Annotated in this window: 18 protein-coding genes; all 18 read right to left on the reverse strand. The window is 52.7% G+C overall.

The genetic code is table 11. The features are described from left to right. Window positions 1–174: 174 nt before the first annotated feature. Window positions 175–750 carry a hypothetical protein gene (locus PHI12_11855; GenBank protein ID MDD5511485.1) on the reverse strand — a complete coding sequence of 192 codons (576 nt, stop codon included), beginning with the start codon at window positions 748–750 and terminating at the stop codon, window positions 175–177. A 299-nt stretch (window positions 751–1,049) separates the two neighbouring features. Continuing rightward, window positions 1,050–1,319: a hypothetical protein gene (locus PHI12_11860; GenBank protein MDD5511486.1), complete on the reverse strand. Its 270-nt coding sequence runs from the start codon at window positions 1,317–1,319 to the stop codon at window positions 1,050–1,052. A gap of 226 nt (window positions 1,320–1,545) precedes the next feature. After that, the gene (locus tag PHI12_11865; protein ID MDD5511487.1) at window positions 1,546–1,791 is read right to left on the reverse strand and encodes a hypothetical protein; all 246 of its coding nucleotides are present in this window, start codon (window positions 1,789–1,791) and stop codon (window positions 1,546–1,548) included. 39 nt (window positions 1,792–1,830) lie between these two features. Further along, a complete protein-coding gene (locus tag PHI12_11870) occupies window positions 1,831–2,190 on the reverse strand; it encodes a hypothetical protein (GenBank protein ID MDD5511488.1) in 360 nt (119 codons plus the stop codon). 19 nt (window positions 2,191–2,209) lie between these two features. Continuing rightward, entirely contained in the window at window positions 2,210–2,836 is a 627-nt protein-coding gene (locus PHI12_11875; protein ID MDD5511489.1) for a hypothetical protein, read from the reverse strand. Further along, window positions 2,833–3,441, reverse strand: a complete 609-nt coding sequence (locus tag PHI12_11880; GenBank protein ID MDD5511490.1) for a hypothetical protein — start codon at window positions 3,439–3,441, stop codon at window positions 2,833–2,835. Before PHI12_11880 ends, PHI12_11875 begins: the two co-directional genes overlap by 4 nt. After that, on the reverse strand, window positions 3,441–3,992 hold the full coding sequence (locus PHI12_11885; protein ID MDD5511491.1) for a hypothetical protein: 552 nt from the start codon (window positions 3,990–3,992) through the stop codon (window positions 3,441–3,443). Before PHI12_11885 ends, PHI12_11880 begins: the two co-directional genes overlap by 1 nt. Next, entirely contained in the window at window positions 3,992–4,561 is a 570-nt protein-coding gene (locus PHI12_11890; GenBank protein ID MDD5511492.1) for an RtcB family protein, read from the reverse strand. Before PHI12_11890 ends, PHI12_11885 begins: the two co-directional genes overlap by 1 nt. A gap of 327 nt (window positions 4,562–4,888) precedes the next feature. Further along, entirely contained in the window at window positions 4,889–5,212 is a 324-nt protein-coding gene (locus PHI12_11895) for a hypothetical protein (GenBank protein ID MDD5511493.1), read from the reverse strand. Next, window positions 5,209–5,415, reverse strand: a complete 207-nt coding sequence (locus tag PHI12_11900; protein ID MDD5511494.1) for a hypothetical protein — start codon at window positions 5,413–5,415, stop codon at window positions 5,209–5,211. The genes PHI12_11895 and PHI12_11900 overlap by 4 nt, the downstream gene beginning before the upstream one ends. A 3-nt stretch (window positions 5,416–5,418) precedes the next feature. After that, window positions 5,419–5,913 carry a pantetheine-phosphate adenylyltransferase gene (coaD, locus tag PHI12_11905; GenBank protein ID MDD5511495.1) on the reverse strand — a complete coding sequence of 165 codons (495 nt, stop codon included), beginning with the start codon at window positions 5,911–5,913 and terminating at the stop codon, window positions 5,419–5,421. Further along, window positions 5,910–6,977: a hypothetical protein gene (locus PHI12_11910; GenBank protein ID MDD5511496.1), complete on the reverse strand. Its 1,068-nt coding sequence runs from the start codon at window positions 6,975–6,977 to the stop codon at window positions 5,910–5,912. The genes coaD and PHI12_11910 overlap by 4 nt, the downstream gene beginning before the upstream one ends. A 17-nt stretch (window positions 6,978–6,994) precedes the next feature. Next, a complete protein-coding gene (locus PHI12_11915) occupies window positions 6,995–7,444 on the reverse strand; it encodes a hypothetical protein (GenBank protein ID MDD5511497.1) in 450 nt (149 codons plus the stop codon). 27 nt (window positions 7,445–7,471) lie between these two features. Then, window positions 7,472–7,912, reverse strand: coding sequence for a hypothetical protein (locus PHI12_11920; protein ID MDD5511498.1), 441 nt, complete (start codon window positions 7,910–7,912; stop codon window positions 7,472–7,474). Window positions 7,913–7,954: 42 nt separating this feature from the next. Further along, the gene (locus tag PHI12_11925) at window positions 7,955–8,515 is read right to left on the reverse strand and encodes a helix-turn-helix transcriptional regulator (GenBank protein ID MDD5511499.1); all 561 of its coding nucleotides are present in this window, start codon (window positions 8,513–8,515) and stop codon (window positions 7,955–7,957) included. Window positions 8,516–8,695: 180 nt separating this feature from the next. Further along, window positions 8,696–9,154 carry a hypothetical protein gene (locus PHI12_11930; protein MDD5511500.1) on the reverse strand — a complete coding sequence of 153 codons (459 nt, stop codon included), beginning with the start codon at window positions 9,152–9,154 and terminating at the stop codon, window positions 8,696–8,698. 152 nt (window positions 9,155–9,306) lie between these two features. Then, window positions 9,307–9,495 (reverse strand): hypothetical protein, encoded by a 189-nt coding sequence (locus PHI12_11935; protein ID MDD5511501.1) that lies wholly within the window; start codon window positions 9,493–9,495, stop codon window positions 9,307–9,309. Between the two features lie 271 nt (window positions 9,496–9,766). Further along, a partial coding sequence (locus PHI12_11940) for an NADAR family protein (GenBank protein ID MDD5511502.1) occupies window positions 9,767–10,005 on the reverse strand: 239 nt, incomplete at its 5' end.

A 10,005-nucleotide genomic window follows, 5' to 3' on the forward strand; every position in this document is an offset into this window, starting at 1 on the left:
GTGCCCACTGTTTGTCGTGTTTTGACGTTTCGGGTGCCAAGCCAATCAATTGCTGTAGCAGTGCCCAAAGCTGTTCCTCTTGGGCGCCAAGGCACCGGGCTTTTTCCATCGCGTTCTCTACGTCAATGAGGAATTGTCCGCGCCAGTTTTCTTTGTCCTGCATAGCTTGGTCCCTCACAGCCACCCGGATGGCTGGTACTCGAACACGATGGGTCCATGCGGGTTATGTTGTAGGTCGCCATAATGCGGTTCTTGTCCCTCTGCTGCCTCGCTGCCGTAGAACTGGTAGCTGTTCATGTTCTCGCATGCGACCAACAGTAAATCTTGCTCTCCGACGTCGGCTGGAACCCGCGTGATGGTGTGGCCGCAATTTGGGCACCGGATTTTCTTGGTTGCCCAACCGGCGGGACCGTTGGGGAAAAGAAGCGCAAGCTTAAAGCATAGGTCCCGCATCGGAATTTCGGGTAACAGCGGGGCAAGGGCTCGTGCCAAGATTGCGGTATAGTCAATGTAATATGCCTTGACGGTGAACAAGATGTGGTGGTCCGGTGCGTAGTCAACCTGGTGTTTGGGTGCATCGAAAATGTGCAGTCCCGTCCGACTCATGTGTAGAAACCCACGCTCGGCTTCGGTTTCGGCTTCCCGGACGCACCGCATGGGAGCGGGCAGCATTGCCCGGATCTTGGCGATGAAAGCTTTTCGCTCTTCCGGTCGGTCTAGCGTCGCTTCCAAATTGAATTCGTTACTCATGGTTATCTCTCCGTGATTGGCCGATCACTTGACCAGGCGTAGACCTTGACCCTTAGGTCCTGTGGCTGGTCGGGGTGGCGACGTCGTTTGGGTTACGCGGTGCTGGGCTGTCGCTAGGTCGTGGGCACAATTACGGCAAACGTAAACCGTGCCTCGTGTAAGGCGTCGGCCAAGAGAATCGTCGGGGCAACACCAACCCCACTCCCGCCGAAACTCTAGGCCGCAGCAACTACACTGTCGCCAGAATAATAGCGGGAACGTGCGGCGTACCGTTGTTCCTGCTGGTTGTCGTTGCATCACTAGCCTCTAGGCATACCATCTTTGTAAATGTGTTGCTTTAGCCTCTCGCGTACAATCCGGTCGGTCAATATGGCATGCTCTTCCGTGCGGCTGATAAATCTATCTTCAGCCCAATAACACTCATAAACACCGTACTCCACCTCGCCCTCAGGGTCAACCGTGCGGACGACACGATAATTCCAGTGGGTGAAGCCGTTCCACCGCTCACGTACTTTTTCGTACGCCGCCTTAATGTTTTCTGTCGCTTCCTTGGGGCGTTCGTCCGTCATGTTGTCCACCTGAAGGATATGTAGCTGATTTTGTCTTCATCGTCGCGTTGAATATATACAACGCAGGGATCCCAATGCACTTGGAAAATCGTTAATTTTGTGGTGGACGTACAGGTAGTACTACTGTTGAGGACGATGGTGGCGTACTGATCAGACAGGAAACACTCGTCATCGTAAACACGCGGCATACAGTACCTCTAGGATGGTTTTACAATCAAAACTCAGATTACTCTGTACGGCGTTCCGCGATCAACAGTTCCACCACTACCTCGGGGGTCTCGGCACACTCGGCGCAGACGAACCCTTTGGGGATATTGTAGCACCCATCCTGACGTTCGTCCTCCATCATGATGAAGGCTGGTTTTCGTAGCTCGTGACAAAAATGGCAACGACACGGTGACATGTCCTGTGCCTCGGTCGCGACCATGGTGCCGCCGATAAATGCCGCTGGTTTGCCCATCACCGTGATCATGGTGTGTACTCCTATGTTTGTTTCTTACGCCTTCGCCAATCAATCTTTCATCAAGGTCGTGACCAACGAGATGGCGGCTACGTCCTCTGCTGCTACGTGTGGTGCGTCCTTTTCTACGGCTACCTTGTGCTCGACCGCTTGTGACATTCTCGTCGCTTCCTCTTCGTTGCATTCAATGACGGTGATGTGCCCTTGGTGTCTAACGGTCAAGCTGGCCAACGTCTTGTCTTTTATGGGCATGACCAGTAGGGTTACGAGTATCGTGACGTCGGGATTTTCCCACCGCAACGCGACCACAAAACCGAAGGCGTCGATGTCGCGGCGTTCTAGGAACGTCCATGCACTCGGGCAGCGCCTAATGTTTTCGATCACCGCGTTAACGCATTCGTGGTCGTACACGGGCAACCTCCAGACTCTCTTATGCCTTCGACGGTGGTACGAAAATCAGGCGGCTGCACCGATGACGCCGCTTATATGTGTCTTCCTCCAGAGCCTCGACGTACCAGAATGTTGTTCCTTCCATCACCAATTCCAGGTCAAGCTCAGAAACCTGTGCGCGGTCGAAGTACACCAACGCATCGGTCTTGACGGTGTCGGAACCAAGGGAGTGAGCACGAATTACCGAGCCTTCTGCTCGCACCACGACAAACTGGGTGCGCTCCTCATAAAGTACCTGCACAACGTCGTTTCGGGCACGGAGGACCCTTAGCTCGTGGTCCAGGCAAAACGGTGCAGATCGTTTCTCTACCGAGGCGACGAGTTGCCGCAACTCGGGCAGTAGTTCGGGTGAACGAAGCAACGCCAGCACCTTGTCGGCCTGCTCGCGGTCGCTGTCGCGTTCTTTATCCGACAGCACGTCGTAATGGGTAATGAGCTGCTGTTTCCACCGTTCTGTTGAGTCTGCCGGGATCGTAAATGAGCCGTCTGGGTTATCGGTACCTTTGGTAAACAAATACCGCATCCAGTGGCTCCAGATGGCGTGCTGGATCGCGGCCAGCGCTTCCCGTAAATCCCCAGGGTTACGAACGTAGGTCATGCCGCTCATGATTTCTTCCCTTTCGGTGCGCGGAAAAGACGAAGAACTTCTTTCTGCGCCGCACGATACTCAGGTAGCGGTTTGTCCTCCATCATGGCTTTGACGCTGTCGTTGCGCCACGTTTTCTGACCCCGCAACAACCGATACAGTGGTGCCGCGTGGCAGGGGTAGAGGAAGAACTCGGTTGGTTTTCCGGGCGCACACTGCGGGATAAACAGGGCCGTCACGCCCATAAACTGGTGGGCGGTTTTGTGTTCCACCAGCACCAGGAACGACGACGCAAAATAACTGTCGTCCACCGTCAGGATATGGACATCCTTACGTCTCTTGGCCCAGTGTTCTATCGTGTCCATGAGTTCTCGGTTGGACAGCTTCCATTTTTCTGTTTCGACGTCCTTGAACTTGCGCTCCAGCGTATGCCACGTCCGGTGTAGTACTGTAGTTTCTTTGTGTACACCTTTTAGATAGCGTCTGTACGCCGTAACGGCCGCCTTGTCCATCGGGACGTCATGACGCACCCGACACTTTAGGCACAGGACTTCAGAGGTATCGAGACCAATGAGCGACACGACCCATCGGTGAGCACACGTCTTGGTTTTTGCTTTGATCGTCATTACAGCACCTTGACGCTTTCGCGCTCCTCTATCTTTGCAATGAATTGTTGTGTTGCCCAAAGGGTTTCGTCTTTATTTTCCAGCAGTACTTTTGCCTGCCGTTTCGTCAACCCCACGACCTTGGCGAAATGCAGCACAGACCATTTCCGCACAACCCACAGGTTGTCGTCCTCCATCATTTCGTCTACGGCTTGCCGCCACGCCGCCGCTCGATTCTTAAACGCGATGGCGTGGAGCAACACGTCGTCCAATTCTTTGGACTGTGTCGCGATTTCGCCGCGCCAGTGCCGCACTACCGAGTGCTTCAGCCCAGCGTGCTGTAGTAACCGCAGTAGATAGTGGTGGCGTAAAGCACCGGTCAAATGGGTCTGTATTTTGTCCACGTACTCTTTGCGTGAGTACGCCATGGCGACGTGCCCGACGCCCGCGTGTACGTACCGTAAGGTTTTACCGTCCGGGGGCGTCGCCGTTGTCGCGGCTCGCTTTGTCGTGTGGGCGGACAAAATCTTGCCGCTAGGCGTAAATGCAATCCAGATGGTTGCGGTTGCCATCACGTCCCTGCTTTGAAGTTGTAGACCGGTTTCCAGGTGTCCAGCACCTCGACAGTGTCGCCGATGTGGGCTAGGATTTCGTCCATGGGTTTGTAGGCGTCGGGCGCTTCGTCCAGGGTGCCGCGCCCCACACACGTGGTAAATATACCCTTCATGGCGGTTTCGTACTTCTCGACCGTGAGGCGCCGTTTGGCATCGCCCCGCCCCATCAGCCGACCGGCCCCGTGGGGTGCTGATTCGTTCCACTCGGTATTTCCTTTGCCACGACACAGCAGGGAACCGTCCCGCATGTTCATCGGGATCAAAAGCCGTTGTCTCTGGTGGGCCGCGACCGCACCCTTCCGCAGCATGGGATTCCCGTAGCCCAGTTCAATATAGTTGTGGACCAAGACATCGACACCCTTTAGCCACACGACCAACCGGTTGCCTTTGCGCCCCTTACAGGGATGGACTAGCCTGCCGATTTTTCGGTCGGTGTTGTAGGACCAGGGTTCTACTCGCGCGACATATCCCAGGTGTCCAAGGGTTTGGTTAATGTCCCGCGCGATAGTTTTGAGTCGTCGGGCCATGCATCACCACGTCGGCGGTTCTTTCCGCCGTCCCCAGAAATAGTCACAGTGTTCCTTAGAAAACCGGTTCATTTCTTTTCGCCACGCGCGATACTCTTCCTCACCGATGGGTCGACTGTCTATCAGTACCGTGGGGGTTCCTCGGAAACAATGTGCTGAGTGTATTGCAAAACATTTCGGGCGTTAAGCCTTCGACCTCACTGGCCATGCAGCTTGCCTGGAAATCGTCATCCTGGGCCGTATGGCTTGTGAACGCCCAATATATCGGTGGCATGACGCTCCTCCTACTCCCCAATCTACAGCGTTCCGATTAAAATGTCAAGACTTTTAGGAGATAGGGATTTTCTCGAACGACACCCGCAACCTAAGACCATACGCGTAGACCAAACGCGCCAGCCGTCGCACCGTAACGTCGGGATCTTCGGCCGCCAGAATTCTATTTAGTTCGGTCGTAAGGGTGACGTCCGGAACCGCATCGGCTAACGTGAGGGCGACGTGGGCAAGTGCTGCTTCTTCCTCGTACGCAGATGTGTGGGTGTAGTGGTCCAGCGTACCGCGTCGTTCTTTTGCACGGTCAAGCAGCCGTGCCAATGCCTTTTCGGGTAGAGGACCATGCTCGTCGTGGTGGCACCGTCTAGACTTTGGGTTCATCGCTCTTCCCTATTCTTCAGCCACTCGGCCAGTTGCTCTTTGATGATCTCTTCTGGTGTGCTATCTTGCTGAACCATCATCGCTTCCTCCAAGCACCAACCCGCAAAGTCCACTAACCACTGGTTTGGTCCCTCTTCCATCTCGTCGCAGAGCGTGTACACACTACTTACTAGATCACCAAGTTCTGGGTGATGGTGGGGCATGGGTCACCTCGTTACGTATTGGCCACAGCGTCCTAGCCACGGCACCACACACTTCGGCACGAAGCGTTCTGCAGAACCGTGCCTCGCTAGCTCTTTTACCAGCGACGAACTGACGAATGAATTGTCCTCCGTGGTGGGCAACAGCACAACCTCTAGTTCGGGGCAGAGACACCTGGTCACGTGGGCGAACTGGAACTCATATTCAAAATCCGTGATGGTGCGGAGCCCTCGAACAATGACGGTGGCGTCGATAGACCTGGCGTAATCGGTGACGAGTCCAGCAAAAGAATGCACCGTGATGCCCGATAACCCTACTTCACCACACGCCTGCTGCACCATGCGGACGCGCTCATTTTCCTCGAAGGTGTAGCGTTTGGCCGAGTTGACGCCAACGCCTACGTACAGGGTATCGAAAAGTTGTGCAGCACGTCGAATGATGTCCACGTGCCCGTTGGTGATGGGATCAAACGAGCCTGGGTAGATGGCACACGGTGTCATGGTTGTCCTTTTAGAAAGTCGTCATCTAAAGCACGCGTCCAATCACCATGCCGGTCTTTGACGACACGCAGGTTCGGCATAGACGGTAGCAAGTCGGCGACGGATCGATACATGTCATTATCTTTGTTGTGGGGAAAGAATACAAAGTACAGGTAGCCGCCCGGCTCTACCGCAATGTTCTTGGCCGACACTACCAAGAAGTCCCCGCGCTCAAATCCTTTTGGTCTGGGCGGAACCACCAGGGCGTCCGCACCAGTACACTCCAAGATCGCATCAGCTTTTTCCAAAAGCCGTATGGAGCCGTTCTTTCCATCGCGACTGTGGAAAATTGACACGTCCTTACCAACGAAAACTAGCTCAGCACCCTTGTACTCTTCGTAATTAATGCGACGCGGTGGAATGTTTAGATGCTCCACCAGTGCCGTGAGGTTCTCCCGTGCCTTGGCCTCGAAGCAGTCGTGGAAATAATCTGTGCGATAAATCTTGGGACGGTCCAAAAGGTACTGAAGGAACCGGGCTCTAGCCTCGCGGTATTGAGCCATTGGAACGTGTTGGTACTCTAGGGCAATTTGACTCTCGTACTCAGCAAATCGCTTTGGCTCTGCGCCCAAGATCGCGAGATCGATGTCGGCTATAATGTCGGTGAAATGGGTATCCTGATTTTTGCGTAGCTCAGTTGTGTGATCCGTCGCCATGATCAAAGCTGAGATAAATAGATGTACCTCATGGCTATCATGGTAGGTAGTCCAAAACGCATAAGCAGCACTCAGGCGTTCGTTGCTGATGGCTTTGAAGTTTATCTGGTAGACGATGTCGTGCCACCAGATTGCTGCTTCTATCTTTTGTCGCCAATCCTCGACCATTCTGTTTGGCAGATTGTTAGCGCAATAAGCATCGAACAACTCCAAACACTCGATAATGTGCTGGGCCGTGTGGTAATGGCGGTGCGGTTCTTGATACGCGGCTTCTATATCTCGCCACAGACGTTCTTTTACGTCAGTGGCACAGCCGAAAGTGTCGAGCAAAGCAAGAAAACGATCTCGGTGTTGGTCCGTGAAGTTCATGATGGTGACTCCTCAGTTTAATCTTCGTGCACACAGCCCATTTTGTCGTCAATGATAGGGCGGTTTCTATTCTGCGTGGCGAAAAACTCAGCGGCTTCCATTTCGGTCAACTCTCTGAACTGGGTACGCCCGCCCGCTCCTACCGTTAGACTAAACGGAATGCGTGTCTTTAGTGACAGGCGTGCATGCACTTTAGATATGACGGAAGCGACACCAGCAGGATCCGACATTGCGGCATCCGTGACGCCGATCAGTCCAAACTCGTAGTCCAGAGCGGCGAACAAAAAGTCTCGGGGGTTCTTGGTTATGAAGATACGATCAGTCAAGAGGTCCTGAATAATCTGATCGTCCGGCATCCCTGGCGGCACCCGGCGAACGCGGAAGTTACGCTCTACCAAGAAGCGTTCTAGGTCAAGCACGTTTTCGTCTAGGTACAACGTGCCTTTACTCATACCGGTTCTAAACATAACAACTCCTGCGGTTTTTGTCTACTATCATCTTTTCAAATTTGCGTCGGCCCAGGCGTAAATCTTTGCCCAAAAAGCATCTTTCCCTGCGTCAGTATCGGCAGTCGTCAACCAATTTTGTATTTTCTTGGTATTGTGTCCGACGACATCACCGAATACACCTAAGAAATGCTGAACCGCTGCATCGCGGAGTTTGTCGTCGTAGTGGTTGACGCGATCTTCGATTTCTTGTAGAGCGCGGAGTTTTCCTGCATTGCTTATTTTAGCTTTATGCAACAAAACATCTTTTGTCTTAACGATATGTATTTCGTATTCATTCGTCCAGTGTTTCAAAAGATAGTGAGTGAAGCCGTAAAGTTTTAACAACGATAGTAAATAATGGTGGTTTAGTGCTGCGACAAGCTGTTCCTCCAGCTTATCTAGCAATTCTGTTCTTGTGTAGGCAAACGCAACTCTATAGTTGGACATACTGCACCTCCAGTAACAGATTAATGGATAATGACTAAAATGTCAAGCAGTACACCACACCTTATCAGGCACTGTGCCGTCGCGTTGTCCCTGCTCCAATAGTTTTACACACTCTTGGTCCTCTGGACAAGGATTTTCTTCCGAGATAGAAAAGCCACAATCGATCCAGTGCATCGTAACCAACAGTTCCGTATTGGGACCGAACAGCGCCTTCGCTAATTTTGCCATGTCGCTGTAGGTTACGCCGCTCTTGCCCAGACAGATGCCTGTGAGGTACTGAACCGACAAGTTGCTCTTGGCCGAAATTTCCTCCAGCGTCATGGTTTGGGTCACGAGCCACTGGAGCAAACGATACCGAACCTGTTGGTTGGCGTAACGATGGTCCACGACGAAGTATTTTGTGCCGCTAAGTTTGTCGTAGAGTTTAAGGACGTCCCCAATGGGCTTGTACTCATCACGCCGCATAAATTCAGTCGGCACGCCAAGGGCCTTGAGCTTGACGACACAACCAGCACACTGCTCGTCCGTTCCTTGTCCCTCACAAGGGGTCTGGTCCACAGGACAAATGGTTTCAGTGGTACCGGGTGGTCGTTCGTTTAGCATTTTATTTGCCCCAAGTTCGTGAGAAAAGCGTGTTCTCGCTCCTCTTGTGCTTTTACGATTCTGGCCATACGGTCGGCACTAAGGTTCAGCACCAACAGCATGAGGAGTTCTTCTCGTGGAACGTCGGTGTAAGGTTCGATCCACCACTTATTAATCTTTACCCCTAATGGCTCGATCACGTTACGCCTTCTTTGACTTTTCTTTTTTGTAGGCATCTTGTAGTTCTGCAATAAACGGCAAGAGCCCACGCTGATGCTCGGGCCAGTTGGTAGGTGCGTCAGTTCCATCGGTGCAGAAATACCGAAACAAGCCTTCCAGTGTATCACAATTTACGTCTTGTTTGTCCGGATTAAAAGAAAACTCATTAATCTTTTGCTCAACGTCTGGTACCGCTGCGATAAACCGAATGATACCATGCGGGTCTGCGCCGTCGGCTGGGCAATAAACCGCCGCTACGCTACGGAAAATATTTCCGGGACATTGATGGCTGTGGAACAGGTAATCGTACCAATCGTGTTCATAATTCTTTGGTCGTGTGTAACCCTTGACTACAAGGTACAGATCTCGGAAGCGAAACAGGCAGACTATGGGCTCGCGGTCAGACTCCACGATTTTAGTTATCTCGATGGCGTCGCCCACGACTTTACCGAAAAACTCGTGGTTGCACTCATGACAACGCCACGGCCCAAAATTGTACGAGGCGTTTTGGAACAAACCCTCTACTTGATGTTCGCTTTGTCCACAATGCGGGCAATGGATAAATCGCTTGGTACAGATGGTGGCTTGCATAGTTACGTGTCCTTTTGTACTACGATTTCCTCTTCTACCTCGCGCCAATAGCGTTTGGTGCGGTCTCGCCAAGCCAAATACTTTAGTCGCTTGAGCCAGTTGCCTGGTATGTAGTCGACGCCATCACGCCGGGAGTAAAAATCCTGCTTGGTTGTTTTGCTTCGTATCCTATGCTTATGTTTTCTTGGCAAGGAACGTCTCAAAGTTAATATCGTGGTTCGTAGTCCCGACGTAGTTGTGCAAAAGTTAACTCGCGTTCATTTCTATGGTCCATCGCTATGTAGTTAGCTTTATACTCCACGGGATTAACCACCACGGTTTCGTAGTTCTGTCGAATGCCGCAAACGAATACCCCGACCATGGGATCTGCACGACTACGCCACTCTGAGCATAGCTCTGGAACTACTGTGCGGTGCCCGCATTTTTCGCAAACCACACCTTGGGGTGCTTTATCTATGGTCATCACGCCTCCTGTATTTCGGCTCGGACCTGCATAAGCAACCGACCCAGCAGGTTCTTACCCTTGTCTTTACACCTAGCACAACCGCACGAGCCCCACTGGTTATCGTGCCAGGAGTTGCCCTCCACGAGCTTCTGGGTGCCGGTCGCGAGCAGGAGTTCCCGTAGGTCCGGCGCTTGGAACTTCTGGCGCAGCAACCCTAACATGACGTCGGCCTTGTGCTGGTCCCAACCCTTCCGCA

The organism is Dehalococcoidales bacterium (genome assembly GCA_028716225.1).
GTDB lineage: Bacteria > Chloroflexota > Dehalococcoidia > Dehalococcoidales > UBA5760 > UBA5760.

Excerpts from the sequence above, each read along its gene's own strand:
- PHI12_11855 (MDD5511485.1), bottom strand. The coding sequence starts at position 750 with ATGAGTAACGAATTCAATTTGGAAGCGACGCTAGACCGACCGGAAGAG.
- PHI12_11920 (MDD5511498.1), bottom strand. The coding sequence starts at position 7,912 with ATGTCCAACTATAGAGTTGCGTTTGCCTACACAAGAACAGAATTGCTA.
- PHI12_11865 (MDD5511487.1), bottom strand. The coding sequence starts at position 1,791 with ATGATCACGGTGATGGGCAAACCAGCGGCATTTATCGGCGGCACCATG.
- PHI12_11895 (MDD5511493.1), bottom strand. The coding sequence starts at position 5,212 with ATGAACCCAAAGTCTAGACGGTGCCACCACGACGAGCATGGTCCTCTA.
- coaD (MDD5511495.1), bottom strand. The coding sequence starts at position 5,913 with ATGACACCGTGTGCCATCTACCCAGGCTCGTTTGATCCCATCACCAAC.
- PHI12_11890 (MDD5511492.1), bottom strand. The coding sequence starts at position 4,561 with ATGGCCCGACGACTCAAAACTATCGCGCGGGACATTAACCAAACCCTT.
- PHI12_11875 (MDD5511489.1), bottom strand. The coding sequence starts at position 2,836 with ATGAGCGGCATGACCTACGTTCGTAACCCTGGGGATTTACGGGAAGCG.
- PHI12_11910 (MDD5511496.1), bottom strand. The coding sequence starts at position 6,977 with ATGAACTTCACGGACCAACACCGAGATCGTTTTCTTGCTTTGCTCGAC.
- PHI12_11885 (MDD5511491.1), bottom strand. The coding sequence starts at position 3,992 with ATGGCAACCGCAACCATCTGGATTGCATTTACGCCTAGCGGCAAGATT.
- PHI12_11925 (MDD5511499.1), bottom strand. The coding sequence starts at position 8,515 with ATGCTAAACGAACGACCACCCGGTACCACTGAAACCATTTGTCCTGTG.
- PHI12_11900 (MDD5511494.1), bottom strand. The coding sequence starts at position 5,415 with ATGCCCCACCATCACCCAGAACTTGGTGATCTAGTAAGTAGTGTGTAC.
- PHI12_11860 (MDD5511486.1), bottom strand. The coding sequence starts at position 1,319 with ATGACGGACGAACGCCCCAAGGAAGCGACAGAAAACATTAAGGCGGCG.
- PHI12_11880 (MDD5511490.1), bottom strand. The coding sequence starts at position 3,441 with ATGACGATCAAAGCAAAAACCAAGACGTGTGCTCACCGATGGGTCGTG.
- PHI12_11915 (MDD5511497.1), bottom strand. The coding sequence starts at position 7,444 with ATGTTTAGAACCGGTATGAGTAAAGGCACGTTGTACCTAGACGAAAAC.